At 66.6% G+C, this 25,126-nt stretch carries 29 protein-coding genes, 1 pseudogene and 1 riboswitch; of the genes and pseudogenes, 15 read left to right on the forward strand and 15 right to left on the reverse strand.

Going from position 1 to position 25,126, the window contains the following annotated elements:
- Nucleotides 1-139: 139 nt before the first annotated feature.
- The gene (locus tag QZ546_RS12110) at nucleotides 140-1,045 is read left to right on the forward strand and encodes a hypothetical protein (protein ID WP_294237765.1); all 906 of its coding nucleotides are present in this window, start codon (nucleotides 140-142) and stop codon (nucleotides 1,043-1,045) included.
- Nucleotides 1,046-1,174: 129 nt separating this feature from the next.
- Here the strand turns inward: QZ546_RS12110 and QZ546_RS12115 are convergent, their stop codons facing one another.
- On the reverse strand, nucleotides 1,175-3,004 hold the full coding sequence (locus QZ546_RS12115; RefSeq protein ID WP_294237772.1) for an ABC transporter ATP-binding protein/permease: 1,830 nt from the start codon (nucleotides 3,002-3,004) through the stop codon (nucleotides 1,175-1,177).
- Nucleotides 3,005-3,134: 130 nt separating this feature from the next.
- On the opposite strand from QZ546_RS12115, the gene QZ546_RS12120 reads away from it, so the two are divergent.
- Entirely contained in the window at nucleotides 3,135-3,365 is a 231-nt protein-coding gene (locus QZ546_RS12120) for a hypothetical protein (protein ID WP_294237775.1), read from the forward strand.
- A gap of 122 nt (nucleotides 3,366-3,487) precedes the next feature.
- Here QZ546_RS12120 and QZ546_RS12125 read toward each other — a convergent pair whose 3' ends face one another.
- The 3 genes from QZ546_RS12125 to QZ546_RS12135 are packed head-to-tail and all read right to left on the reverse strand — an operon-like array spanning nucleotide 3,488 to nucleotide 5,650.
- Nucleotides 3,488-4,438 carry a phytoene/squalene synthase family protein gene (locus QZ546_RS12125; protein ID WP_294237777.1) on the reverse strand — a complete coding sequence of 317 codons (951 nt, stop codon included), beginning with the start codon at nucleotides 4,436-4,438 and terminating at the stop codon, nucleotides 3,488-3,490.
- The gene (locus QZ546_RS12130) at nucleotides 4,435-5,016 is read right to left on the reverse strand and encodes a TIGR00730 family Rossman fold protein (RefSeq protein ID WP_294237781.1); all 582 of its coding nucleotides are present in this window, start codon (nucleotides 5,014-5,016) and stop codon (nucleotides 4,435-4,437) included. Before QZ546_RS12130 ends, QZ546_RS12125 begins: the two co-directional genes overlap by 4 nt.
- Before the next feature lie 10 nt (nucleotides 5,017-5,026).
- Complete coding sequence (locus QZ546_RS12135; protein ID WP_294237783.1) at nucleotides 5,027-5,650, reverse strand: TetR/AcrR family transcriptional regulator; 624 nt, start codon at nucleotides 5,648-5,650, stop codon at nucleotides 5,027-5,029.
- Nucleotides 5,651-5,727: 77 nt separating this feature from the next.
- Here QZ546_RS12135 and QZ546_RS12140 point away from each other — a divergent pair, with 77 nt between their 5' ends.
- Nucleotides 5,728-6,684: a PHB depolymerase family esterase gene (locus tag QZ546_RS12140; RefSeq protein ID WP_294237786.1), complete on the forward strand. Its 957-nt coding sequence runs from the start codon at nucleotides 5,728-5,730 to the stop codon at nucleotides 6,682-6,684.
- Nucleotides 6,685-6,828: 144 nt separating this feature from the next.
- Here QZ546_RS12140 and QZ546_RS12145 read toward each other — a convergent pair whose 3' ends face one another.
- Complete coding sequence (locus QZ546_RS12145) at nucleotides 6,829-7,113, reverse strand: CsbD family protein (protein ID WP_294237788.1); 285 nt, start codon at nucleotides 7,111-7,113, stop codon at nucleotides 6,829-6,831.
- A 179-nt stretch (nucleotides 7,114-7,292) separates the two neighbouring features.
- On the opposite strand from QZ546_RS12145, the gene recQ reads away from it, so the two are divergent.
- The 5 genes from recQ to QZ546_RS12170 all read left to right on the forward strand — a co-directional run bounded on the left by recQ (nucleotide 7,293) and on the right by QZ546_RS12170 (nucleotide 12,022).
- Nucleotides 7,293-9,062, forward strand: a complete 1,770-nt coding sequence (gene recQ / locus QZ546_RS12150; protein ID WP_294237791.1) for a DNA helicase RecQ — start codon at nucleotides 7,293-7,295, stop codon at nucleotides 9,060-9,062.
- A 9-nt stretch (nucleotides 9,063-9,071) separates the two neighbouring features.
- On the forward strand, nucleotides 9,072-9,584 hold the full coding sequence (locus QZ546_RS12155) for a GNAT family N-acetyltransferase (protein WP_294237793.1): 513 nt from the start codon (nucleotides 9,072-9,074) through the stop codon (nucleotides 9,582-9,584).
- A 318-nt stretch (nucleotides 9,585-9,902) separates the two neighbouring features.
- A complete protein-coding gene (locus QZ546_RS12160; RefSeq protein ID WP_294237795.1) occupies nucleotides 9,903-10,712 on the forward strand; it encodes a sterol desaturase family protein in 810 nt (269 codons plus the stop codon).
- Nucleotides 10,642-11,055: a DUF2141 domain-containing protein gene (locus QZ546_RS12165; RefSeq protein WP_367113528.1), complete on the forward strand. Its 414-nt coding sequence runs from the start codon at nucleotides 10,642-10,644 to the stop codon at nucleotides 11,053-11,055. Before QZ546_RS12160 ends, QZ546_RS12165 begins: the two co-directional genes overlap by 71 nt.
- Before the next feature lie 115 nt (nucleotides 11,056-11,170).
- Complete coding sequence (locus QZ546_RS12170; RefSeq protein WP_294237797.1) at nucleotides 11,171-12,022, forward strand: MipA/OmpV family protein; 852 nt, start codon at nucleotides 11,171-11,173, stop codon at nucleotides 12,020-12,022.
- A 122-nt stretch (nucleotides 12,023-12,144) separates the two neighbouring features.
- Here QZ546_RS12170 and QZ546_RS12175 read toward each other — a convergent pair whose 3' ends face one another.
- A complete protein-coding gene (locus tag QZ546_RS12175) occupies nucleotides 12,145-12,657 on the reverse strand; it encodes a hypothetical protein (protein WP_294237799.1) in 513 nt (170 codons plus the stop codon).
- Between the two features lie 64 nt (nucleotides 12,658-12,721).
- On the opposite strand from QZ546_RS12175, the gene QZ546_RS12180 reads away from it, so the two are divergent.
- On the forward strand, nucleotides 12,722-13,174 hold the full coding sequence (locus QZ546_RS12180) for a DUF1810 domain-containing protein (protein ID WP_294237801.1): 453 nt from the start codon (nucleotides 12,722-12,724) through the stop codon (nucleotides 13,172-13,174).
- Between the two features lie 22 nt (nucleotides 13,175-13,196).
- Here the strand turns inward: QZ546_RS12180 and QZ546_RS12185 are convergent, their stop codons facing one another.
- The gene (locus QZ546_RS12185; RefSeq protein ID WP_294237802.1) at nucleotides 13,197-13,574 is read right to left on the reverse strand and encodes a hypothetical protein; all 378 of its coding nucleotides are present in this window, start codon (nucleotides 13,572-13,574) and stop codon (nucleotides 13,197-13,199) included.
- A 111-nt stretch (nucleotides 13,575-13,685) separates the two neighbouring features.
- On the opposite strand from QZ546_RS12185, the gene ung reads away from it, so the two are divergent.
- The 5 genes and pseudogenes from ung (at nucleotide 13,686) to QZ546_RS12210 (ending at nucleotide 15,976) form a co-directional block, all read left to right on the forward strand.
- Nucleotides 13,686-14,381, forward strand: a complete 696-nt coding sequence (ung, locus tag QZ546_RS12190; RefSeq protein ID WP_294237804.1) for a uracil-DNA glycosylase — start codon at nucleotides 13,686-13,688, stop codon at nucleotides 14,379-14,381.
- Nucleotides 14,382-14,460: 79 nt separating this feature from the next.
- Nucleotides 14,461-14,772: an alkylphosphonate utilization protein gene (locus tag QZ546_RS12195; RefSeq protein ID WP_294237807.1), complete on the forward strand. Its 312-nt coding sequence runs from the start codon at nucleotides 14,461-14,463 to the stop codon at nucleotides 14,770-14,772.
- Between the two features lie 38 nt (nucleotides 14,773-14,810).
- Nucleotides 14,811-15,065, forward strand: a complete 255-nt coding sequence (locus QZ546_RS12200) for a type II toxin-antitoxin system Phd/YefM family antitoxin (protein ID WP_294237810.1) — start codon at nucleotides 14,811-14,813, stop codon at nucleotides 15,063-15,065.
- 59 nt (nucleotides 15,066-15,124) lie between these two features.
- Nucleotides 15,125-15,328 (forward strand): annotated as a pseudogene (locus tag QZ546_RS12205) (Txe/YoeB family addiction module toxin); the annotation flags it as partial.
- A gap of 366 nt (nucleotides 15,329-15,694) precedes the next feature.
- The gene (locus QZ546_RS12210; RefSeq protein WP_294237813.1) at nucleotides 15,695-15,976 is read left to right on the forward strand and encodes a DUF3892 domain-containing protein; all 282 of its coding nucleotides are present in this window, start codon (nucleotides 15,695-15,697) and stop codon (nucleotides 15,974-15,976) included.
- Nucleotides 15,977-16,117: 141 nt separating this feature from the next.
- Here the strand turns inward: QZ546_RS12210 and thiC are convergent, their stop codons facing one another.
- The 8 genes from thiC to gluQRS form a co-directional block, all read right to left on the reverse strand.
- Complete coding sequence (gene thiC, locus QZ546_RS12215) at nucleotides 16,118-17,965, reverse strand: phosphomethylpyrimidine synthase ThiC (RefSeq protein WP_294237816.1); 1,848 nt, start codon at nucleotides 17,963-17,965, stop codon at nucleotides 16,118-16,120.
- Nucleotides 17,966-18,000: 35 nt separating this feature from the next.
- Nucleotides 18,001-18,109: riboswitch (TPP riboswitch) on the reverse strand.
- A 125-nt stretch (nucleotides 18,110-18,234) separates the two neighbouring features.
- Nucleotides 18,235-19,251, reverse strand: coding sequence for a ferritin-like domain-containing protein (locus QZ546_RS12220; protein WP_294237819.1), 1,017 nt, complete (start codon nucleotides 19,249-19,251; stop codon nucleotides 18,235-18,237).
- 34 nt (nucleotides 19,252-19,285) lie between these two features.
- Nucleotides 19,286-20,242: a ferritin-like domain-containing protein gene (locus tag QZ546_RS12225; RefSeq protein ID WP_294237893.1), complete on the reverse strand. Its 957-nt coding sequence runs from the start codon at nucleotides 20,240-20,242 to the stop codon at nucleotides 19,286-19,288.
- Between the two features lie 194 nt (nucleotides 20,243-20,436).
- On the reverse strand, nucleotides 20,437-21,414 hold the full coding sequence (gene egtD, locus QZ546_RS12230; RefSeq protein ID WP_294237822.1) for an L-histidine N(alpha)-methyltransferase: 978 nt from the start codon (nucleotides 21,412-21,414) through the stop codon (nucleotides 20,437-20,439).
- Between the two features lies 1 nt (nucleotide 21,415).
- Nucleotides 21,416-22,702: an ergothioneine biosynthesis protein EgtB gene (gene egtB / locus QZ546_RS12235; RefSeq protein ID WP_294237824.1), complete on the reverse strand. Its 1,287-nt coding sequence runs from the start codon at nucleotides 22,700-22,702 to the stop codon at nucleotides 21,416-21,418.
- 39 nt (nucleotides 22,703-22,741) lie between these two features.
- On the reverse strand, nucleotides 22,742-23,305 hold the full coding sequence (locus QZ546_RS12240) for a cob(I)yrinic acid a,c-diamide adenosyltransferase (RefSeq protein ID WP_294237827.1): 564 nt from the start codon (nucleotides 23,303-23,305) through the stop codon (nucleotides 22,742-22,744).
- 4 nt (nucleotides 23,306-23,309) lie between these two features.
- Nucleotides 23,310-23,537: a twin transmembrane helix small protein gene (locus QZ546_RS12245; RefSeq protein WP_294237829.1), complete on the reverse strand. Its 228-nt coding sequence runs from the start codon at nucleotides 23,535-23,537 to the stop codon at nucleotides 23,310-23,312.
- Between the two features lie 10 nt (nucleotides 23,538-23,547).
- Nucleotides 23,548-24,405 (reverse strand): tRNA glutamyl-Q(34) synthetase GluQRS, encoded by an 858-nt coding sequence (gluQRS, locus tag QZ546_RS12250; protein WP_294237832.1) that lies wholly within the window; start codon nucleotides 24,403-24,405, stop codon nucleotides 23,548-23,550.
- A 95-nt stretch (nucleotides 24,406-24,500) separates the two neighbouring features.
- Here gluQRS and QZ546_RS12255 point away from each other — a divergent pair, with 95 nt between their 5' ends.
- Nucleotides 24,501-25,067: an HNH endonuclease gene (locus tag QZ546_RS12255; protein WP_042485172.1), complete on the forward strand. Its 567-nt coding sequence runs from the start codon at nucleotides 24,501-24,503 to the stop codon at nucleotides 25,065-25,067.
- Nucleotides 25,068-25,126 lie beyond the last annotated feature (59 nt).

A 25,126-nucleotide genomic window follows, 5' to 3' on the forward strand; every position in this document is an offset into this window, starting at 1 on the left:
AGCGAAGGCCGGGGTCCAGTTTCGGCGTGATTTCGGCCTTCGCCGGGATCGTGTAAAAGGAGGAAAAGTCCGGTCCGGCCATGATCCCGACATGATTGGTGCAGATCGTTACCTCGTCGTCACGACACCGGGAGAGATCATGATGCGCCACCCTTTCGCTTGCCTCTTGCTGGCCACCCTTACGGCTGCCTCGCCGCCGCCGGACGAGCGGGTGATCTCCCCCGATGGCAAGGCGACGCTGTCGGTCAACGGCGTCGCGCGCACCGTCCTGATCGACCCCGCCGCCCTGGGGCTCCCGATCATCACCAAAGGTTATGCCGAGGCGGCGGGCCTGAAGCCCGGCATGATCGAGGTGGGGTTCAAAGTCGGGCCGGTCCATATCGACGGGAAGACCGCCGTGGCACAGATCCGCGCGGGGACGGCCGCCCCCTATAAGCGTCGGATCGCCTTTGCCGAACGCCCCTTTGCCGCCGGATTCGATGGCGTCTTCGGCCCCGCGAGCCTGCCCGACCAGGTCGTCCGGTTCCGCCTGCGCGATCCGCAACCCGGCGAGCGCGTCACCACGCTGCCGATGGTCGGTGGCGGCGGCCTGTTCGGCGACTGGGGCTCGCGCTATGTCGTGATCCCGATCGAGGGCGAGCCGATGCGGGTCATCTTCAACCCGCGCAAGGCACGCAGCACCACCAATGCGGGCGGCGCGGTTCGGCTGGCGCGCGCTTATGGCGGCCAGTTGTCCGGTGCCGCGACCCTGCAAGAGATCGTATTCGGGGTGACGCGGCCGATCCGCACGATGACGTTGACGACCCCGGTGACGATCGGCCCCTTCGCCATCTCGCAGTTGAGCGTACGAACCGTCGATTTCGGCAGCACCGCGACGATCGCCGATGCCGACGCGCCGGGCGACCCGGACGAAGTCGTCGTGACCGGCAAGGGCAAGCATGACCCGAAAAAGGACTGGCTGTCGATCGGCGCAGACCAGTTGCAGCGGTGTTCGTCGATCGTGTTCGACAAACCCGCAAAGCAGATGCGGTTGAGCTGTCTGTAGCCCTTATTCCTCCCCTGCAAGGGGAGGGGGACCAGCAAAGCTGGTGGAGGGGTGTCCCCGCTATCGGGAAGGGGACACCCCTCCGTCAGGGCTGCGCCCTGCCACCTCCCCTTGCAGGTGAGGAATAGGTTACGCCAGCAGCGCGTCCTCCTCGTCCTCCTGCTCCACCTCGGCGGCCTGGCGCGCCCACATCTCAGCATAGAGCCCGCCCCGGCTGAGCAATTCGCCATGCGTGCCGCGTTCCGCGACCCGGCCGCCGTCGAGCACGACGATCTGGTCGGCATGGACGATGGTCGACAACCGGTGCGCGATGACCAGGGTCGTGCGCCCGCGCTCGATCGCCTGCAGCGTGGCCAGGATGTCGGCCTCGGTCCGGCTGTCGAGCGCGCTGGTCGCCTCGTCCAGGATCAGGATCGGGGGGTCCTTCAACAGGGTGCGCGCGATCGCCACCCGCTGCTTCTCGCCACCCGACAGCTTCAGACCGCGCTCGCCGACCCGGGTCGCATAGCCCTGGGGCTGGCGTTCGATGAAGTCGGCGATGGCCGCACCCTTCGCCGCGCGCTCGACATCGTCCTGGTCCGCGCCTTCGCGGCCATAGGCGATGTTGTAGCCGATTGTCTCGTTGAACAGCACCGTGTCCTGCGGCACGATGCCGATCGCAGCGCGCAAGCTATCCTGCGTGACGGTGGCGATCCCCTGTCCGTCGATGGTGATCGCGCCCTGCTTCGCCTCGTAGAAGCGATAGAGCAGCCGGGCGAGCGTCGACTTGCCTGCGCCCGACGGCCCGACCACGGCACAGGTCGTGCCCGCCGGAATGTCGAGCGTCAGCCCCTTCAGGATGGTGCGTTCGGGATCATAGCCGAACACCACATTGTCGAACCGCACATGCCCGCCGGTCACGCGCAGTGGCGGCGCGCCCGGCGCATCCACGACCTCGGCAGGCGTGTCGATCAGGTCGAACATCGCGCCCATGTCGATCACCCCCTGGCGGATGGTGCGATAGACCATGCCGAGCAGGTCGAGCGGGCGGAACAGCTGCGACAACAGGGTCGATACCAGCACCACGTCACCCGCCGAGGCGGCGCCCCGACTCCACTCGCGCACCACCCAGGCCATGGCAAAGCCCAGCATCAGGCTGGTGATCAGCGCTTGTCCGACGTTCAGCCAGGCGAGCGAATTTTCCGACTTGGTCGCGGCGCGGGCATAGGCGGCGACGCCGTTCTCGTAACGCTGCGCCTCGCGCTCCTCGGCATTGAAATATTTGACCGTCTCGAAATTCAGGAGCGAGTCGACCGCATGGGCGACCGCCCCGGTGTCGAGGTCGTTCATCCGGGTGCGCAGCGCGTTGCGCCAGTCGGTCACCTTGCGGGTGAAGCCGATATAGAGGACGACCATCGCCATCGTCGTCACGACCAGCACCGGTCCGAAGCTGCGCCCGAAAATGGTCAGCACCAGCGCCAGTTCCAGCACTGTCGGCGCGATGTTGAACAGCAGGAAATAGAGCATCGTGTCGATGCTCTTGGTCCCCCGCTCGACCACCTTCGTCACCGCGCCCGTCCGACGCTCCAGATGGAAGCGCAACGACAGGCGGTGGAGGTGGCGGAAGACGTCGGCCGACAGCCGCCGCGTCGCATCCTGCCCGACCATCTCGAACACGGCGTTACGAAGATTGTCGAACAGCGTCGTGCCGAACCGTGCGCCAGCGTAACCGACGACCAGGAGGACGATCAGCGTCACCGCGCCCCGGTCACCCCCCGCCATCCGGTCGACCGCATATTTGAAGGTATAGGCCGCGCCCAGCACCTGGACGAGCTTCGACATGATGACCAGCGCCATCGCCCCCACGATCCGCGCGCGCAGGGCGGGTTCTCCGGCGGGCCAGAGATAGGGGAGGAAGCGCCGGAGCGTCGGGATCAGCGGCCGGTCGGGCGTACCGGCGGTGGGGTCGAGTGGGGGCATGTCGTCCCCATGTCGGACGATCGGGGCCGGAGTTCAATGGCGGGGCGGGCAAGACGGCACGCCAGGCTTCGTCCGACGCCCGGAACCTCCTGCCGCACTTAAGTGTTTTTAGGCTTGAGTGGAGGCGGTTATGCAGCCGATTTTCTATGTGATGGCGATCCTGGGCTGTGGCGACGGCAGCGTCGATTGCACCGAGGCGCGGATGGTTCCCGCCCGCTATGCGACCATGGCCCAGTGCCGGGCCGACCTTGCCAACCGTATCGCCGCCAACACCGATGTGCCCTATCCGGTGATCGGCGCGGATTGCCGCCGCATGGGCGCGCAAATGGCAAAGGCCGAGCGCAAGCCGACAAAGGGCTGAATCCCCCCCTCCGTTCAGCCTGAGCGAAGTCGAAGGCAAAGGAATGACGCCGTTCGACAGTTCCCTTGTGCCCGCCGCCTGGCGTGGCCTTCAACTACGCTCAGGCCGAACGGAGGTTGGGGTTATCGCGGTCGCGTCCACAGGCTGGGATCGCGCGGAACGATCCGCATCTTGTCCCGCCGCGCGGCCTGAATCCCCGCGCGCGTCATGAAGCCCAGCTTTTCCAGCTTGCTGGTCCCCACGCGGCTATCCCAGGCCCGCCGTCCCCGCTTGGCGACCTTGCGCCCGATCGCGCCATAGATCGCCGCGGCCGACAGCACGGCCCAGGCCGAGCGATAGGAGAGCGCGGGCGTGCCCATCCGCGCGCTGGCCTCGAACCGGGCGGCTTGGTCGGTCAGCCGCCGCGCCAATGCGGTCAGGCCGGGCCGGTGGGAGGGGGCCATGATCGCGTCCGGCGCGATGCTCTTATAGGCGAGCCACTGGCGCGGCAGATAATGTCGTCCCGCGCCCGCATCCTCGGCGATGTCGCGGGCGATATTGGCCAGCTGAAACGCCATGCCGAGATCGCATGCGCGGTCCAGCACCGCCTCGTCATCGGCGGCGACCCCCATCGTCACTGCCATCATGCAGCCGACGACGCCCGCGACATGATAGCAATAGCGGTAGAGATCGTCCTCGCTCTCGGGCCGCCAGTCCTCGGCATCCAGCGCGAATCCGGCGATCAGGTCGCGGGGCCAGCGATGCGGCATACCCGTTTCCGCCGCCACGACGCGCAGCGCGTCGAACGCCGGATCGCCGACCACCTGTCCCGCCAGCGCCGCCTCGGTCTTCTCCGTCAGCTCGGCCAGGCGCGCAGGCGCGTCGGCGACGCGGGTCATGCCATGGCCATGGTCCTGCCCGTCTGCGATGTCGTCGCAGCGACGGCACCAGGCATAGAGCAGCCAGGCGCGCGCCCGCGTCTCGGGATCGAAGAGCAGGCTGGCCGCCGCGAAACTCTTCGAGCCTTTGGCGATCGACGCCTTGGCCTCCGCGACCAGCACCGCACGCTCGTCCGGGGCGGCCGCCGGGGTCACAGATCGCCCGCGTTCATCCGCACGATGGGCTGGGTCGGCACATGCGCGCCCATCCGGGCCAGCAGGCCGTCCAGCGTGGTGTCGACGATCAGCAGGTCGCGGTGCTGCGGCCGCAGGAAGCCGACCTCACCCATCTTCTCCCAGAAGGCGACCAGATGGTCGTAATAGCCGCCGGTGTTGAGCAGCCCGACCGGATCGGCGTGATAGCCCAGCTGCGCCCAGCTCAGCGCTTCCCACAGCTCGTCCATCGTGCCGGTACCGCCCGCGATGGTGACGAAGCCGTCCGACAGGTCGGTGAACGCCTTCTTGCGCTCATGCATGCCCGGCACGACGTGCAGCTCGGTCAGGCCCCGGTGCGCGACCTCGGCATCGACCAGCGCCTGGGGGATGATGCCGATCACCTCGCCCCCGGCGGCCAGCGCCGCATCGGCGACCGCGCCCATCAGGCCCAGCCGCCCGCCACCATAGACGACGCCGATCCCGCGCTCGGCCAGCCCCCGGCCGACGGCCCGCGCCGTGTCGATATATTGGGGATCGCTGGGGGTCGCCGACCCGCAATAAATGGCCAATCGCTTCATGCCAGAAGCGCTAGGCGATGGCATCGGGCGGGGCAAGCGGCTTGGTCCCCCACCAGCCACGGGTCATCGACCGGACGCTGTCGACCAGCCATGTGAGAAAGAGCGCCTGTCGCGCCGGATCGCCCCCATCCACCCATTGCAGATAGGCATCGAGCATGAAGCCCGCGATCAGCCGGGCGAGCATCGCGGGGTCGCCGGGCATCGCCGCCGGGGGGCCAAGCACGTCCGCGATCCGCGCCACCGTACGTTCGGCGAGAACCGCGTGAAGCCGGTCGACATGCGCCCCGAAACGCGGATCGTGCGGCGCCTGTCGCAACAATACGCGCAATGCCGCGCGCCGCTGCTCCACGACCGCCAATGTGTGCGGCAAGCGCTCTGGCCAGGTCGCGACAGGCATGGCGTCGACCGCCAGCAAGCTATCGACCAGGTCCGAGAGGACCGCGTCGATCAGCCCGTCCTTCGACCCGAAATAGCGATAAAGGACGACCTTGGCGACGCCGACATGGTCGGCGATCGCGGCGATGCTGGCGCTGCGCAGGCCCAGCCGGTCCAGCGCGTCCGCCGCCCCGGCCAGCAGCGCCGTGCGCCGGGCCGCGCGGTGTGTCGCGAGCATATCCGCATAACCGTCCGTCACCGGGTTTCCATGACCAGTGGCGCAATCGGTTACAAGCTGTTACCAATCGGTAACATTGGTCGGAAGGAGTGAGCTTCATGCGCAAGCGGGTGGCGGCGATCGTATCGGTGATCCTGGTGGGGACGGCCTGGACCGAAGTCCCGGCCCAGCGTTTCGGCCTGCTGCACCGCCTTCGCGAGGCGCGGGCGGGTGCCGCCCCCAAGACGGATGGGGCGGTGAGCGTGCCGCTGTCCTTTGGCGGCCTGGATCGCCATTATCAGCTGCTCGACGTCCATCGCGGCCATGCCCCGGCGCCGCTCGTGATCGTGCTGCACGGTGGCGGCGGCAATGGCGGAACGATGATCGCACGCTGGTCCGCCCAGGCGCGCAGCGCCGGGCTGGTCGTTGCCGCACCCGACGGTATCGGCCGTCGCGACAGGATGGGCACCTGGAATGCGGGCGGCTGTTGCGGTGAGGCGATGTCGCGCGGCGTCGACGATGTCGGTTTCGTCCGGGCGGTGGCGGAGGATGTCGCCCGGCGCACCGCGATCGATCCAGCGCAAATCTATATCGTCGGATTTTCCAATGGCGCGATGCTGGCCCACCGTGTGGCGATCACGATGGGCGACCGGATCGCCGCCGCCGCGATGGTATCGGGGGCAATCTTTGGAAACGAGCCCCGTCCCGTCGCCGCCGTGCCCGTCTTGATCATACATGGCGAAAAGGACGATGTCGTCGCTTTTTCGGGCGGCAAGAGCCCGACCGGCTTCGTCGCACGCGCGCAGATGCGGCCGTTTCTCCCGACCCGGCAATCGGTCGATTTCTGGCGGCAAGCCGATGGCTGCGCCGCTTCGCCCGGCGTCACTCGCCAGCCGGGGCTGGTGATCGAGCATAGCATGGCCTGCGCTAAGGGTGGCGAGGTGGTCTTCTACGACATTCCAGGCGGCGGCCATGAATGGCCCGGTGCCGCAAAGCGCCCGGCATCGAGCGGTGGCGGCGATACGCTGGATGCGACCGATGTGATCTGGCGCTTCTTCCAGGACCATCATCGCTAGGCCGCATCGCCATTCGTCATGGCCCAGTCTTTCCCTGGGACAGGGAGAGCGAAGGAAAGGCGTAGCGGAAGGTCGATCCGGCGGAGACGCGAAAAGGGGCGGCGCGATCCACCGCACCGCCCCTCCTAAGCGCCGCTCGACCGCTTACTTGCCGCGCAGCGTGTTCAGCAGTGCGATACCCAGCACGCCGCCCAGCGCCGCCGCGGCGAAGGGGCGATCCTTCACGAACTGGCGGGCCTGGTCGATCAGCGGGCGGACCGTCTGGTCGACGCTATTCTTGGCATCGCCGAATGCCTTCTGCGCCTTGCCGCTCAGCTGTTCGCCCTTGCCCTCGGCCTCCATCGACGTGTCGCCCAGCATCGCGCCCATGCCCTGCTTGACCTTGCCACCGAAGTCGGTGGCCGCACCATTCATCATGTCGGTGTTCATCGAACATCTCCTCTTTCGGTTTCAGAGATAACGGAGGTTCAAAACCCCGAAGCACGCGGATGTTTCCTGGTATCTTTGCACCATCAGGTGGAATGAATCGGGCCCAAGCCGGTCCGCCGCCACGCGCGAGAGGTCGCACGCCCTTCCCCCGCCCCCGCCGCGTCGCTACATGCAGCCCGATGGTCGCCGACCCCCTTGCCAAGCTCCACGAAGTCTTCGGGTACAGCCAGTTCCGCGGCGTGCAGGACCAAGTGGTCGCGCGCGTGCTGAACCGACAACGGACGCTGGCGGTGATGCCGACGGGCGCGGGCAAGTCGCTCTGCTACCAGCTGCCCGCCGTGATGATGGAGGGCTGCTGCGTCGTGGTCAGCCCGCTGATCGCACTGATGCACGACCAGTTGCGCGCGGCCGAGGCGGTCGGCATCCGCGCCGCCACGCTGACCAGCGTCGACCAGAACCGCGCCGAGACGGTGGCGCGCTTCCGCGACGGGCAGCTCGACCTGCTCTATGTCGCGCCCGAACGCGCCTCGTCGGGGCATTTCCGCGAGTTGCTCGGCTCCGCGCCGCTCAGCCTGTTCGCGATCGACGAGGCGCACTGCGTCAGCGAATGGGGCCATGATTTCCGCCCCGATTACCGGCTGCTCGAGCCGTTGATGGACGCGTTCCCGGACGTGCCCCGGCTCGCGCTGACCGCCACCGCTGACGCGCATACCCGCGCCGACATCGCCAAGCAGCTGGGCATCCCGGTCGAGGGTATGATCGTCTCGGGCTTCGACCGGCCCAATATCCGCTATGCGATCAGCCCCAAGGCGAATGTGAACCTGCAGATCGCGCGCGTGGTCGCCGACACGCCCGGCCCCGGCATCGTCTATGCCCAGACGCGCGCCGCGACCGAGAAGCTAGCCGAGGCGCTGGCCCGCACGGGCCGCCCGGTGCGCGCCTATCATGCCGGGCTCGACCCCGCAGTGCGCGCGAAGAACCAAGCCGATTTCGTGGCGAGCGAGGATATGGTGATCTGCGCCACCGTCGCGTTCGGCATGGGCATCGACAAGCCCGATGTCCGCTTCGTCGCCCATGCCGGGCTGCCGAAGTCGATCGAGGCCTATTATCAGGAAACGGGGCGCGCAGGCCGCGATGGCGATCCGTCGATCGCGCATCTCTTCTGGGGGGCCGACGATTTCGCCCGTGCCCGCCAGCGCATCGCCGAGGTCGAGCCCGAACGCCAGCCGGGCGAGCGGGCGCGGCTGTCGGCGCTGGGCGCGCTGGTCGAGACGGGCGGGTGCCGCCGCCGCATCCTGCTGCGCCATTTCGGCGAGGAGCTGGCGGAGGATTGTGGCAATTGCGACAATTGCCTGGGCAGCCCCGATGCGGTCGATGCGACGACCACCGCGCAGAAATTCCTCTCCGCCGTGTTCCGCACCGGCCAGATGTTCGGGGCTGGCTATATCGAGCAGGTACTGACCGGCCAGTCGAGCGAGCGCAGCCTGATGAACGGGCATGAGGCGCTGTCGGTCTGGAACATCGTGTCGGGGGACGAGGTGGCGCTGCTGAAGCCCGTGCACCGCGCGCTGCTGCTGCGCGATGCGCTGCGCACCAATCATCATGGCGGGCTGGAGTTCGGCCCCGCCGCGCGGGCGCTGATCAAGGGCGAGGCGCGGCTGTCGCTGGTCGTGCCGCCCAAGCGCGAGCGCAAAAGCCGCCGTGCCGCGCCGGTCGCCGCGAATCCGGCCGACAATCCGCTGTTCGAGGCCTTGCGCGCCAAGCGCCGCGAGCTGGCGCAGGAGGCGGGCGTGCCGCCCTATGTCATCTTCCACGACTCGGTGCTGCGCGACATGGCGGCGCAGCGGCCGACCAGCCGCGCGGCGCTGTCGCTGCTGTCGGGCATCGGCGCGCGCAAGCTGGATGCCTATGGCGAGGCGTTTCTGGCGGTGATCCGCGAGGCGGGGTAGACTAGGCGCATGAGCGCCCCGACCCTGACCACCGACCGGCTGACCCTGCGCGGCCACCATCCCGACGATCTCGACGCGCTGGCCGCAATGTGGGCCGAGCCCGGCGTCTATGCGATGATCGGCGGCAAGCCGCGTGCCCGCGAAGAGGTGTGGATCAGGTTGCTCCGCTCGATCGGGCAGTGGATGGCGTTCGGATACGGCGCCTGGGTGGTGTGCGACCGGGCGACCGGTGCGGTGCTGGGCGACATCGGCCTGCTGGAGTCGCGGCGGGCGATCGTGCCGGAACTGACCGTGCCCGAGGTCGGCTGGACGCTGGTCCCGGCGGCGCATGGCCGGGGCTATGCGGGCGAGGCGATGCGCGCGGTGCTCGGCTGGGCGGATGGTCAGGGGATCGGGCGGACATGCTGCATCATCGCACCCGATAACGCGCCGTCGATCCGGCTGGCGGAGAAGCTGGGATATGGCGCGCCGGTCGAGGGGGTCTATCACGACCGGCCGATCCGGATTTTCCACCGGGGGTAATTCCACCCGCCGTTCGCACTGAGCGAAGTCGAAGTGCACGGGAATGCGTTCGCCGGTCAGGGCGGGACGTGGGCTTCGACTTCGCTCAGCCTGAACGGCGGTAGGGTTCGCGCGGAGACGCGGAGGCGCGGAGAGAAAACGCCCGGCCGAAGGCCGCTTCCCTTCACCAACGGTACGGCAAGGGCGACGGATGAACGAGCACGAGACGCCAACGCCCGCTTCAACCTCTCTGCGCCTCCGCGCCTCCGCGCGAACAAAAGACCGCAGGCCAAGACGTTCGCGGTTCAAGCCCCGCCCCCGATAGGGTACAAGACCCCCGTGACGCTTGCCCTGATCCTGTCCGCCATCGCCATGACGCTGATCGTCGGCGTGCGCTATCTGCTCGCTTCTGGCGCGTTCGCGCTGGCGACCAAGGCGCGGCATCCGGACCTCTATGTCGGGCTCGACCCGCAGATCCGGCGCGAAATCTGGTGGAGCCTGGCCTCCGCCGCGATTTACGGCATCCCCGCGGGCATCGTCGCCTGGGGCTGGCAGAATCGCGGCTGGACGCGGATCTATGCCGACATCCACCACTATTCGCTCTGGTACTGGCCGCTGTCCGTGCTGCTCTACCTGATCGCGCACGACACCTGGTTCTACTGGACGCATCGCTGGATGCACCGGCCCGCCATCTTCAAGGCCGCCCATGCCGTCCATCATGCCAGCCGCCCGCCGACCGCCTGGGCCGCCATGGCGTTCCACCCGATCGAGGCGGTGACGGGCGCTGTGGTAATTCCGCTACTCGTCTTCCTGATTCCGATCCATATCGGCGCGCTCGGCTTGGTCCTGACGATCATGACGGTTATGGGCGTGACCAACCATATGGGCTGGGAAATCTTTCCCCGTTTCCTGTGGCGGGGGCACCTGGGGGGGTGGCTCATTACCGCAAGCCACCATCAACGGCATCATGAGCAATATGGGTGCAACTATGGACTCTATTTCCGTTTCTGGGACCGGATGTGCGGGACGGACCGGGGGCTCGGCGATTTCGAGCGTGCCCATGCGCAGGCCGCGCGCCGTGTTTCTGCTGCTCGCCACCCTGCCGCTGATGAGCGCCGCGCCGGTCAGCCGGCTGGACATCGGGATTGACCAGCTGCGCTCGACCAAGGGCCTGATCCGCCTCTGCCTGACCGCCGATCCGGACAATTTCCCGGCCTGTGTCGACGATGCCCGCGCGCTGACCCGCTCGGTGCCCGCCGGACAGCGCGGGCTTCGTCTCGACGGGCTGCCGCATGGCAATTATGCCGCCGCGGTCATCCATGACGAGAACAGCAATGCCAAGCTCGACACGCTGGCGGGCATCCCGCGCGAGGGTTTCGGCTTTTCGCGCAACCCGGCGATCCATTTCGGCCCGCCACGCTTCGCCGCCGCGCGTTTCGCACTCGATTCTGTTGCCGAAACACAACAGATCAAGATGCGCTATATCTTCTGATACAAAGCGCCGGAGCGAAATCGTGACACTGGCGTTGCATTTCGGATAATCGATTCAGGGAGTTTCCGAATTGCGCCTTTTTCCGCGCTCCATCCTATGTGCCGCCGCCCCGCTAATGGCGACGGGCGCGCTGGCCGTGTCGGCCCCTGCCCTGGCACAGGACACGACCGTATCGAGCAACCCGGCCGCCGCCGAAATGGCCGGACAGCTGGGCAAGAACACCGTCACGATCGGCCTGGGCGCGGCCTATCTGCCCAATTATGAGGGGTCGAAGGACTATTCCTTCTCCCCCGCACCCGCCGCGCTCGCCTATATCGACGGGCACACCATCACCTATATCGGCAACCGCATCTCGGTGGACCTGATCGGCGACAAGGCCAATCGCGACTGGGATATCCAGGCGGGGCCGGTCGGCGTCGTCAACCTGGACCGCACCACCACCTCCGGCATCGGCAACCGACAGGTCGCCGCGCTGGGCAAGATCGGCGCGGCGGTCGAGCTGGGCGGCTATGTCGGCATCGGCAAGATCGGCGTCGTCACCAGCCCCTATGACCGGCTGTCCGTCTCGCTCAGCTATCGCCATGACGTGACCGGCGTGCATGACAGCGGCATCTGGCAGCCCTCGGTCAATTATTTCACCCCGCTGTCGACCAAGGCAGCGGTCGGCCTGTTCGCCACCGCCGAGCGTGCCGGGCGCGGCTATGCCCGTCGTTACTTCTCGATCACGCCCGAGCAGAGCGCGGCCAGCGGCCTGCCCGTCTATAATGCGCGTGCCGGGTGGAAGGACTGGTCGGTCGGTGGCCTGGCGACCTATTCGATCACCGGCAACCTGCTGAAGGGATGGAAGCTGGTCGGCGGCCTGACCTATGGCCGCGAGGTCGGCGATTTCGGCGACAGCCCGATCGTGTCGCAGGTGGGATCGCGCAGCCAGTGGCTGAGCGCGCTGGGCGTGGCCTATACGTTTTGATGTCATTCCTCCCCTGTAAGGGGAGGTGGCAGGCCGAAGGCCTGACGGAGGGGTGTCCCGCTATCGACAGGGGGACACCCTCCAACCAGCCTGGCTGTCCCCATACCGGGGACGATAAAATCTTACTCCTGCGGGCATTCCCCCGGCTGGGTCACGGGCGCGCCGCCCATATACCAATGGCTGCGTTCGCCCATCGTCTCACGGTCATGATAGCATACGCGCGCCTTGGATGATTTCAGGTCGACCTCCACCGTCCAGTTATTGTCCGAACAGTCGTGCGGGGTGCAGCCATGCGCGGCGATTCCCTGCTTGCCCTGGCGGAAGATCGGGATCGTCACCGCGCCGCGCGACATGATCCGCTGCACCAGCTGCTGGTCGCCCACCGCCTCGTGCAGCGCGCTCGCCACCTCGGTCCGGTCGAAGAAGGTGACGCCGTCCACCGCGTCATTCGGATAATGGCCGATATAGGCGGTCAGCGGATTGACCTGCGCGACGCCCGGGATCGGGGTCGGCTTGGCGGTGCCCGGCGGAGTGAAATTGCCGGGCGCGACATCCGAATCCGTGTCCTCGCCCTTGCCGCCACACGCCGCGAGCGCCAGCAGGGCCAGCGGGGCAAGGAAGGCGAAACGGCGCATCTCTCTCTCCTGACGAATATCCTGGGGGGTGGAACGCATCGACGATATCGCCGGTTGCCAGGGCATGACGCAAGACCTGGATCCAGACGACATGCTCGCCCGCTTCGTCGCGGCGCAGGCCGATAGCTATCCGACCGCGCTCGCCGAATTGCGACGGGGGCGCAAACAGAGCCACTGGATGTGGTTCGTCTTTCCGCAGATCGCCGGACTCGGCCGCAGCCCCACCGCGCAATTCTATGCCATCCGGGATGCCAAGGAGGCGCACGCCTATCTGAACCATCCGATCCTGGGCCCACGCCTGCACGAAGCGGTCGCCGCCGCCATCGCCGCGAACGGATCGGCGGAGGCGATCTTCGGCGCGGTCGATGCGATGAAGCTGCGCTCCTCGCTCAGCCTGTTCGCCGCCGTCGCCGATGACCCGGTACCCTTCCGCGCCGGGCTGGACCGGTTTTTCGGCGGTCAGGACGATCCGGCGACCCGGGCGAGGCTCGACCGCACCGCGCCGGATGGCAGGTGACGGTCGAGCCCACGCGGCCACCTTACTTCTTGATCGTGACCGGGCCCGGGCCGGTGACGCTGGCCGACTGATCGGCGGTCAGCACGATGGTCCACTGGGTCGTGCCGTCGCAGACCGCCTTCCAGGTGGGGTTGCCGTTGGTGGGGGCGGCTTCCTCCATCGCGGTGATCGACTGGCAGCTCGCGCCCGAAGGCCCCGCGTCGCGGATGGCGCGGAACAGCACGCCCTGGCGCTGGCCCTCAGGCAGGTCGCGGACCTTGGCGCCCAGCGTATCGGCGCTCATCACATTGCCCGGAGCCGCCGCCGCGCTGTTGTTGGCCGCAGTCTCGGTGTGCGAGCCGCAGGCGGCCAGCGGCAGAGCGGCGGCCATGATGGCCAGGGCGATGGTGGAACGCTGCATGAAATCAGTTCCCTTCATTCGGCGGTCCCCGGAATGGCGACCATATCGGCTGCATAACGATTATCGCCGACAGCGGTTGCGCGCATCCCCCGTCAACGGCAAGACGATGCGATGAGTGACATTCGCCTGCACGAAAGCTGGCTGGCCCCGCTGCGGACCGAGTTCGACGAGCCCTATATGCAGGCGCTCAAGACCTTCCTCGCCGACGAGCGCGCGGGCGGGCAGCGCGTCTTTCCCCGCCCCTCCGAATGGTTCCGCGCGCTCGACCTGACCCCGCTGCCCCAAGTGCGCGTCGTGATCCTGGGCCAGGACCCCTATCATGGCGAGGGACAGGCGCATGGCCTGGCCTTCTCGGTCCAGCCCGGCGTCCGCCCGCCGCCGAGCCTGGTCAATATCTACAAGGAGATGGCCGACGATCTGGGCATCGTCCCGCCCTCCCACGGGTTGCTCGACCATTGGGCGCGGCAGGGGGTGCTGCTGCTCAACTCGGTGCTGACCGTGCGGATGGGCCAGGCCGCCTCGCACCAGGGGCGCGGGTGGGAGCGGTTCACCGACGCCGTGATCCGCGCCGTCGCCGCCAAGCCCGAGCCGGTCGTCTTCATCCTGTGGGGCGCCTATGCCCAGAAAAAGGCGGGCTTCGTGCGCGAGATGGGCGCGGGGCGGCACTGCGTCCTGACCTCGGTCCACCCCTCGCCTCTGTCGGCGCGAGGCGGCTTTTTCGGATCCAAGCCCTTTTCCAAGGCCAACGCCTTCCTCGTCGAGCATGGCCGCGAGCCCATCGACTGGGCGCTGCCGCCGCTGCCCTGATCTGTAATCATACTGGCATCATTTGGCGGGAGCGCGCATAGGGCGCGCCATTCCACGGGTCAGACAAGAGGCAAGGGCGATGGCCGACGACGATTATGTGTATGACGAAGCGACCGGCGAATGGATCAGCGCGGCCGACGCCGCCGCCAAGTCCGGTGGGGCCAGTGACGACGATGCCGTCGTGGTGCGCGACTCGGTCGGCAATGTGCTGAGCGACGGGGACCAGGTGACGCTGATCAAGGACCTGACCGTCAAGGGCGCGGGCCAGACGCTGAAGCGCGGGACGCTCATCAAGTCGATCCGCCTGACCGGCGACGCGCAGGAAATCGACTGCAAGTTCGACGGGATCAAGGGGCTGGTGCTGCGCGCGGAGTTTGTGCGGAAGCGGTGAGGGTTGACGTTTGCGGGGACGTGGGAGAGTTTCAGTTTATGCAGGCCGTCTCCTTCACCGAAGCGTCCGAAAATCCGGAGGCGATGATCGACAAGGTCGTCGCCGACCGCGCGCCCCTCGCGATCACGCTCCATCGTGGAGAAGGCGCCGTACTGATCTCCGCCAGCGAATGGGCGTCGATCGAAGAGACGCTGTACCTGCTGCGGTCGCCCAAGAATGCCCAGCGTTTGCTGGAAAGCATCGCTGGACTCGAAGCGGGCGGCGGCGAGACACACGATCTTATCCAGCCATGAAGGTCCAGTTTTCGTCGCGCTCCTGGGCCGAGTAACTCGATCTCGATGCGCATGACGCGAAGCCGTTCGCCAAGCTGAATGCCCTGATCGAGGAATGCCGCCGTCCCCCGTTCAGGGGCACCGGCAAGCCCGAACCAATGGGCGGCAACCGGTCAGGCTGGTGGTCGCGCTGGATTAGCCATGAACATCGATTGGTGTACCGGGTCGCGGGCAGCGGCGACGAGCAGGAACTGCAAGTGGCTCATTGCCGGTATCATTATTGAGCCGATATGGATGCGATTGTGATGGGCGTTGCATGGCACGCCATGCCGCGCCCATCACCTCAGAGATCGCGGTCTAGCCGCAACACACTACCCTCAGTTCGTGCTCAAGCTCGAAGCTCAAACCGATTAGTGTTCCGCACCATTACCTCATGGTACCTCTCTTGATAAGGGAAGTGTGGGCATTATTTCCGTTGACGAGAAGTATCGGTGATGCTGAGATGCACAAATCGGGATGATCGCTGGAACCGATCATCCCGATAGCGGCAGGCATTCCCGCCGGTGCTTAGACAGCTCTGGGATTTTATGGGGCCGCTCCAGTCACGTCAACCGCTCTGATGCCTGAGCGGCCAAACGGAGCTATGGCAAATGCCAAACTCATCGCAGATTCAATGCATCAACAAGACCAACCGATACAGCGCTCACGAGCGAATCTCGCATGTCGGCGGTGCTTATCCCAGCAGATGGAAACTCACACAGGAGCAAGCCATCGCGGCAATCGAGTCGGGCCAATGGCAATTCTACGTTTCAGTTAACGGACAAACGGCATGGGTGATTGTCGCCCGATCGGCCGCGGGTAACAAATATCTCAAGACGCAGAATGACGGCGAGCAGCCCAACAATCTGCTGAGCCTGCCCGAATGCCCGTAAACTGAACGGAGAAGGGCGGGACGATAACAGACCCGCCCTTCCCTTCTACTTTAACGCCATCCCATGGCCTTCGACTTCGCTCAGGCTGAGCGGAGGTTGGGAGTTGGGGGTCGCATCCTTATCGGGTGCGGCCCCATTTTATCACTCCGCCGGAAGGTAAACCTCCCCGCCCTTCTCCCGGAACCGCTCGCTCATCTCCTGCATCCCCGCCTCAGCGTCCTCGGCCGCGACGAAGGTTTCGACCGGCGCGTTCTGCTTGGCTGCGAATTCCCGAACCTCCTGCGTGATCTTCATCGAGCAGAATTTCGGGCCGCACATCGAACAGAAATGCGCGGTCTTGGCACCTTCTGCCGGCAACGTCTGATCGTGGTAGGATTCCGCCGTGTCGGGGTCGAGCGACAGGTTGAACTGGTCGCGCCAGCGGAACTCGAACCGCGCGCGCGACAAGGCGTCGTCGCGCATCTTGGCGGCGGGGTGCCCCTTGGCCAGGTCGGCGGCGTGGGCGGCGAGCTTGTAGGTCACGACGCCGACCTTCACATCGTCACGGTCGGGCAGGCCCAGATGCTCCTTGGGCGTGACGTAGCAGAGCATGGCCGTGCCGTACCAGCCGATCATCGCCGCGCCGATGCCGCTGGTGATATGGTCGTAACCCGGCGCGATGTCCGTCGTTAGCGGCCCGAGCGTGTAGAAGGGCGCCTCGCCGCACGCCTCCAGCTGCTTGTCCATATTCTGCTTGATCTTGTGCATCGGCACATGGCCCGGCCCCTCGATCATGACCTGCACGTCCTGCGCCCAGGCGCGCTTGGTCAACTCGCCCAGCGTGTAGAGCTCGGCGAACTGCGCCTCGTCATTGGCGTCGGCGATCGCGCCGGGGCGCAGGCCGTCGCCCAGCGAATAGGCGATGTCATAGGCCTTCATGATCTCGGTGATCTCGTCGAAGCGTTCGTAGAGGAACGACTCCTTGTGATGCGCCAGACACCACTTCGCCATGATCGAGCCGCCGCGCGACACGATGCCGGTGACGCGCTTGGCGGTCATCGGGATGTAGGGCAGGCGCACGCCCGCATGGATGGTGAAATAGTCGACGCCCTGCTCGGCCTGTTCGATCAGCGTGTCGCGGAAGATTTCCCAGGTCAGCTCCTCGGCGATGCCGCCGACCTTTTCCAGCGCCTGGTAGATGGGGACGGTGCCAATCGGCACCGGCGAGTTGCGGATGATCCACTCGCGCGTGTCGTGGATGTTGCGCCCCGTCGACAGGTCCATGACCGTGTCCGCGCCCCAGCGGATCGACCAGACGAGCTTGTCGACCTCGGACGCGACATTGGAGGCGACCGCCGAATTGCCGATATTGGCGTTGATCTTGACCAGGAAGTTGCGGCCGATCGCCATCGGCTCGGATTCGGGGTGGTTGATGTTGTTGGGGATGATCGCCCGGCCGCGCGCCACTTCGTCGCGGACGAATTCGGGGGTCACGTAATCGGGGATGGCAGCGCCAAAGCTCTCGCCGTCGCGGACATACTCCTTGAGCATCTCGCGGCCCAGATTCTCGCGGGTCGCGACATATTCCATCTCGGGCGTGATGATGCCGCGCCGGGCATAGTGCATCTGGCTGACATTCATGCCGGGCTTGGCGCGCAAGGGGCGGTTCAGCCCCATGCGCGGGAATTGCGGCACCCCGCCCGACCGGTCGGGGCCGAGCTGGCCATTATCCTCGGGCCGGATCTCGCGGCCGTCATAGGCCTCGACATCGCCGCGCCCCTCGATCCAGTCGCGGCGGATCTGCGGCAGGCCCGCCATGATGTCGATGCGCGCGTTCGGATCGGTATAGGCGCCGCTGGTGTCGTACACGCGCAAGGGCGGCTCGCCCGAGGACGGATCGAGATGGATTTCGCGCATCGCGACGCCCAGCGGGCCGACATGAATCTTCTTCGAGCCACGGATCGGGCCGGTGGTCACGCCGATTTCGGCCTTTGCGGGAATATCTGCCATAGTCGTCCACTCCATGCGGAGGAAACGGACCATGAGAGATGGGGCCGCTCCCTCCCTACGCCGGTGTCAGCCGGATCAGGTTCAGCGGGTCGGGGGCTCTTGCCCCCCTCTCAAGCGCAGGCCAGCGCTCCCCCGGGGATAGACCGTGCATAAGCGGTTTCGCGGCGAAGCAGAAGCGGTTTCGCGCGAGGAGGGGGATGAAAAAAAGCCCCGACCGGCCGGGGGACTGAGGGCCGATCGGGGCAAGGAACCCATAAGATGGAGCCGGGTCAGCCGCTGGCGGCGCTGGTCCGGACGTTGCCGTTCAGGCCGCTGGGGAAGAACCCGCCGCCGGTCACCGCCGCCTTGTTGAGATAGACAACGTTCAGCACCTGGCCCGGCGTGCGGGCAAAGGCGATCGCGTTGGAATCGGCGGGCACGATATTTGCCGACGTGACGCCACTGGCGGTGACGGTGATGCCCTGATCGAGGTCGGTCGAGCCGTCCAGGCTGTCGCGCGCGTCCGAAATCTGGTTCGCCGCGGTGATCAGCGTCCCGTTGGTCAGGCCCTTGCGATAGATGACCGAGCGTACGAGGCCCGCGTGATAGGCCTCGGCCGCGTGGATACCCGCTGCGGCCTCGACAAAGGTCTTGTTCGATAACAGGGTGACGCCGCCCATATAGGCGGTCACACCGACATCTTCGAAGATATAGGCCGCGAGCAGGAAATTCTCGTCCGAGGCATAAGGATCGAACGTGCCGGTCGACGTCACGACCCCGGCCGCGCGGGCCGCCGCCGTGAAGGCGCCATTGGCGTCGCCCGACAGGTTGATCGCGGGCTGCGCCACCGCCGCGCTGCCCAGCGCATTGCGCAGGAAGGTGACGTGGGCGATCTCGTCATAGGCGATCTCGCGGGCATATTGCGCGACGATCGGATCCTGGAAAGCGACCTGGCGCGGCTGGCCGCTGCTGCCGGTCGCGACCGATCCTTGCGTGCCGATGCCGGTCTGCAGCGACGCGTTGAGCCCGGTGCCGAAGGCGGCATAGCTGTAGAATTGCGCCTCCAGATATTCGAGCTGCAGCGCGAAGTTGAGGACGTCGGCGTCCGTGACCGATCCGGTCGCGGTGGCGGTCGGGGTGGGCGTCGGCACGACGATCACCTCGTCGTCGCCATTGCACGCGCCCAGCATGGCCAGGCCGCCCACGGCTCCGGCGCCTGCCGCCATGCGCATGAACCGGCGGCGGTCGGCCCGGCGCTTGGCCGAGGCCTCTTCGATCACATCGAGAATGAAGCGTTCTTCGCTCATGATGAAAATCCTCTCCAAAGGAGGAAAAAGGGGATTAGTTCGCCGCGCTGGCGCGCAGGGTGCCGTTGACGCCGGCTGGGAAGAACCCGCCCAGCGTGACGGATGCACGGTTCAGATAGACGATGTTCAGCACCTGCGCCGGCGAGCGGCTATAGGCGATGCCGTTCGTATCGAGCGGCACGATGTTCGATACCGTCTGCCCGTTGATCGTCTGCGCCGCGATCCCCTGGTCGAGGTCGGACGAGCCGTCCAGGCTGTCGCGCGCGTCGGAAATCTGTCCGGCGGCGGTGATCAGCGCGGGCGTCTGAATGCCCTTGGCATAAAGCGTGCCGCGCACGATCGCAGCGTGATACGCCTCGACCGCCAGGATACCGGCCGCCGCCTGGAGGAAGGTCTTGTTGCTGACCAGCGGCGAGGCGCCCTTATAGGCGGTTACGCCGACATCCTCGAAGATATAGGCGCCGAGCAGGAAATTCTCGTCCGAGGCGTAAGGATCGAAGGTCCCGTTGGCGCCGACCACGCCCGCCGCGCGTGCGGCCGCCGTGAAGGCGCCGTTCGCATCGCCCGAGATGTTGATCGCGGGCTGTGCGACGGCCGAACTGCCCAGCGCGGTGCGCAGGAAGGCGACATGCGCCGCCTCGTCCGCCGCGATCTCGCGCGCATAGCTGGCGACGACAGGATCGGTGAACGTCACCTGCTTGCCGCCGGTCACGGCCCCTTGCGTGCCCGTGCCGGTCAGTTGGCTGGAGGCCAGGCCCGTACCGTTGGCGGCAAAGGCATAGAATTGCGCTTCAAGATATTCGAGGTTCAGCGCGAAGTTCAGGATGTCGGCATCGGTGATCGTCGACTGCGCCCCGGCCTTGCTGGTCAGGGAAAAGGCGGTGACGCCCGCCGCCGCCGCCCCAATGGCCGTCTTGAAGAAATCGCGCCGATGATTGCGGCGTTCGACGCGCGCATCGAGGGCGTCGAGCAGCTGTTCGCTTTCAGTCATCATGCTCCTCCCGGTCAGGAACCATGAAGAGCTCTTCTGTTTGCAAGTAACAAGCAGAACAACTCTTCACAGGGCGAAGCCGAAGACTTGTTATGCAAATCCTGACTCAACCAACACCAGAACGACAGGATTCCGAAAAAGACGCCGCGAATTAATCAAAATTACTTTTGGGTTATTTTTCAGCGACAGGCTGGTTACGGTGCAAGACGAACCGATTGCGCCTCCGCCAGATAGACCGAAAAAAGCTCATCCGGGTCGGTCCACTCCGCAATCGGGGTCCATCCTCCGGCGCGGAGCAGGATCTTGGCATCGCGCGGGCCGTATTTGTGGCTGTTCTCGGTATGGATCGTCTCGCCCGCCGCCATGGCGAAGGGGCGGCCCTCGATGGTGAAGTCGACATCGCGTTCGGCGGCCAGATGCATCTCGATGCGCGAGCGGTCGTCGTTCCACACCGCGCGGTGGCGGAAGGCCTCGACCGGGATGGTGCCGTCCAGCTCGCGGTTGATCCGGTCGAGCAGGTTGCGATTGAACGCCGCCGTCACCCCTTGCGCATCGTCATAGGCGGGGACCAGCACGTCGCTGGACTTGGCGCGGTCCATGCCGATCAGCAGCATCGCCCCCTCGCCCAGCGAGCCGCGCATCGCGCGCAACAGGTCGGTCGCCATGGCGGGCGTCATGTTGCCAATGGTCGAGCCGGGGAAGAAGCCCAGCTTGGGCGCATCCGCCACCATGGCAGGCAGCGTCAGCGGGCGCATGAAATCGCCCTCCAGCGGATGGATAGGCAGGTCGGGGAAGGCCTGTTGCAGGTTGCGAGCGGAGTCGCGCAAGAAATCGCCCGAAATGTCGATCGGCACATAGGCCGAGGGCTCGACATAGCGCAGCAGTACCGGCGTCTTCATCGAGGAACCCGACCCGAACTCGACCACCGCGCGGCCCTTGCCGACATGCGCGACCAGATCGGGGCATATCGCCTTTAGGATCGCGGTCTCGGCACGGGTCGGATAATATTCGGGCAGGTCGGTGATCGCCTCGAACAGCTCCGAACCCTTGCGGTCATAGAACCAGCGCGCGGGGATGGCGCGCGGACGACGCTCCAGCCCGGCCAGGACGTCGGCGCGGAAGGCGGGATCGGCCAGCGACATCTGACCGTCCTCGATCTCGGGCTTCAGCATTTCAAAGGTCCTTTGCCAGGCGGACGCCGGTGAATTGCCAGCGCTGATGGGGGTAGAAGAAGTTGCGATAGCAGGCGCGGGCATGGCCACGCGGCGTGGCGCAGCTGCCGCCGCGCAGGACAAACTGCCCGTTCATGAACTTGCCATTATATTCGCCGACCGCGCCTTCGACCGGATGGAAGCCGGGATAGGGGCGATAGGCGCTGGCGGTCCATTCCCAGACATCGCCGAAAAAGGCCGGGCCCTGGGCCGCGGGGCGCGGCTCGACCGCGCCGCCGCCATCCATCTGGTTGCCGCCCGCCGGATCATACGCGGCGGCGGCGGCCTCCCACTCGAACTCGGTCGGCAGGCGCGCGCCCGCCCAGGCGGCATAGGCGTCCGCCTCGTAGAAGCTGACATGGGTAACGGGCGCGGCGGGGTCGATCGCGCGCCGCCCGTCCAGCCCGAAGCGGGTCCAGCCGCCGTCCCGCTCTTCCCAATAGAGCGGCGCGGCGATCCCTTCCGCCTTCACCCAGGCCCAGCCGTCCGACAGCCAGAGCCGGGGATCGCGATAGCCGCCATCCGCGATGAAATTCATCCATTCGGCATTGGTGACGGTGCGGTCGGCCATGGCATGGGGATGGAGCAGCGCTTGGTGACGCGGCCCCTCGCAATCGAAGGCGAAGCCTTGCCCGTCATGGCCGATCTCGACGATCCCTGCCCGCCCCGCGATCCAGCCGATTGGGCCCGGTATGGCGATCGGGGCCTTCGGCGCAGGGGTGTAGAGCGCGGGTTCGAGCGGATTTTCCGAAAACAGGTGCAGGATATCGGTGACGAACAGTTCCTGATGCTGTTCCTCATGATGGCAACCCAGCGCCACCAGTTCGCGCGCCGCCTCGGGCAGGTCGGGCAGCGCCGCCAATAGGGCCCCATCGACATGGGCGCGATACGCCCGCACCTCATCCATCGTCGGGCGGGTGATCATCCCCCGGCGGTGGCGCGCATGGCGCTTCCCTTCCGCCTCGTAATAGCTGTTGAACAGGAAGGGGAAACGCGGATCGTGCAAGCCGTAGCCGGGCAAATGATCGCGCAGCACGAAGGTTTCGAAGAACCAGGTCGTATGCGCCATATGCCATTTGGCGGGCGAGGCATCCGGCATCGACTGAACGGTCGCATCCGCATCCGACAGCGGCTCGGCCAGCGCCAGGGTCAGCGCGCGAACCTGGGAATAGCGGGACGCCAGATCATCGGCGGGTGGCGTCGCCGTGACAGGAGGCGCCGCCGCGGAGGACGGAACGAGGATCGGCATTGGGTGCTCCCCGGGACTATGGGGTACCCGACCGGTCCTTTACCGTGCCGTGCGCGCCCCTCCTGGAACCCAAAGAACGTCCGATGCGCCGTTTTGGTTCACCATCCGTGCGGCCACGAAAAGCCAGTCGGACAATCGGTTGAGATAGGCGAGCGCGGGCGGGTTGATCGCCTCCTGCTCCGCCAGCGCCACGGCGGCGCGCTCGGCGCGCCTGGCGATGGCGCGCGCGAGGTGCAGATGCGCGGAAGCAGCGCTACCCCCCGGCAGGATGAAGCTGGTGAGGGGCGGCATGGCGGCGTTCATCGCGTCGATCTCCGCCTCCAGCCGCGCGACCTGTTCGGGAACGATGCGCAGCGCCCCTTCGACATCGCCGGGGGTGGCCAGGTCCGCGCCCAGGTCGAACAGGTCGTTCTGGATCAGGGTCAGTTGCGCCGCCAGCGCCCCCTCGACCGACAGCAGCGCGACGCCGATGGCGCTGTTCGCCTCGTCCACCTCGCCGATCGCGACCATGCGCGAATCCGCCTTGGACCGGCGCGTGCCATCGACCAGCCCGGTCGTGCCCTCGTCACCGGTGCGGGTGTAGATTTTCGTCAGCTTGACCAAGGGATCAGGTCCGCCCCGCCAGGAACAGCAGCAGCACGACGACGGTGATCGCCAGCGCCTGGAAGAAGATGCGTTGCTGCATCATCCGGTTCGATTTCAGCTGCGACGCGGTGGGCCCCTCACCCTTCGCCTCGGCGGTCGCCTCCTGCAAGAAGCTGATGATGCCGCGCACCAGCGCGACGACGGTGGCGAGCATCGCCGCGATCAGCAGGATCACGAGAAAGGTGGTCATGGGCAGAAGCTTACGCCTCCCCCAGCCGAAATCCAGCAGGAAGCATATTGCGCCGCAGCGCATCCGCCAGCGCGCGCCCGTCCTCGCCGCGCTCGCGCATCGCCGCCAGCGCGGGCGCACCGTGACGCTTGGCCAGCCGCTGTCCGTCCGTGCCGACGATCAGCGGATGATGGTGATAGCGCGGCGTCGGCAGGCCGAGCAGCGCCTGGAGCAGCCGGTGGACATGGGTCGCCTCGAACAGGTCGACCCCGCGCACCACGTCGGTCACGCCTTGCACGGCATCGTCGACCGTCACCGCCAGATGATAGCTGGCGGGCGCATCCTTGCGCGCCAGGATCACGTCGCCATGGGAAAGCGGATCGGCGGCGACCGCCCCCGCATAGGCGTCCTGCCACATCAGCGGCCCGGCTCGCTCGGCGGCCCGCGCCATGTCCAGACGCCAGCTATGCGGCTCGCCCATCCGCGCCGCGCGCGTCTCGGGCGACACATGGCGGCACGTTCCCGGATAGGGCGGCGTCGCCCCATGCGGCGCGGACAGGCTGGCCGCGATCTCGGCGCGGGTACAGAAACAGGGATAGAGAAGATCGGCCAGCCGTTCTTGCGCCTCGGCATAAAAAGCCAGCCGCTGCGACTGGAAGGACAACGCGTCCCATTCCAGCCCCAGCCACTCCAGATCGCGCAATATCGCATCGACATGCTCGGGCCGACTGCGCGTGCCGTCGATATCCTCGATGCGCAGCAGGAAGCGTCCGCCCGCCGCCCGCGCCAGGTCATGCGCCCGCACCGCCGACAGCGCATGGCCCAGATGCAGCCGCCCGGTCGGGCTGGGTGCGAAGCGCGTCACCGCCCGCGTCTCGTCACCACTCATCGCGCGCACCCTTGACCGCGATTCCAATCCCATGCTGTCATAGCCCTGTCACGCCGCTGCGCGAATAGGCGCAACGTACCACGAAGGGAGGAGCTGTGTTTCATCCCGACCTGATCCGACACCCGGACTCGTGTCCGGCTCTCGTGCTGAATGCCGATTATACGCCGCTGTCCTATTATCCGCTGTCGGTCTGGCCCTGGCAGACCGCGGTGAAGGCCGTGTTCCTCGACCGGGTGGATATCGTCGCCCATTATGAGCGCGAGGTGCGCAGCCCGACCGCGAAGGTCAAGCTGCCCTCGGTCATCGCGCTGAAGCAATTCGTGAAGCCGTCGCAATTTCCGGCCTTCACCCGCTTCAATCTGTTCCTGCGCGACCGCTTCTCCTGCCAATATTGCGGATCGCACCGCGACCTGACCTTCGACCATGTCATCCCGCGCGCGCAAGGCGGCCGGACGACCTGGGAGAATGTCGTGACCGCCTGTGCGCCCTGCAACCTGAAAAAGGGCGGGCGCACGCCGCGCCAGGCCGCGATGCCGCTGCATATCGAGCCGATCCGCCCGACAAACTGGCATTTACAGGAACATGGCCGCAGCTTCCCGCCCAATTATCTGCATGAAACATGGCACGACTGGTTGTATTGGGACGTTGAATTGGAAGCGTAACGAAGCCGGGAGTGTCGCATGGGTGGTTGGGCGAAGAGCTTGAAGAGCCTTGGCGGAAG

Origin of the sequence: uncultured Sphingomonas sp., assembly GCF_913062585.1 — a bacterium.
Taxonomy (GTDB): domain Bacteria; phylum Pseudomonadota; class Alphaproteobacteria; order Sphingomonadales; family Sphingomonadaceae; genus Sphingomonas.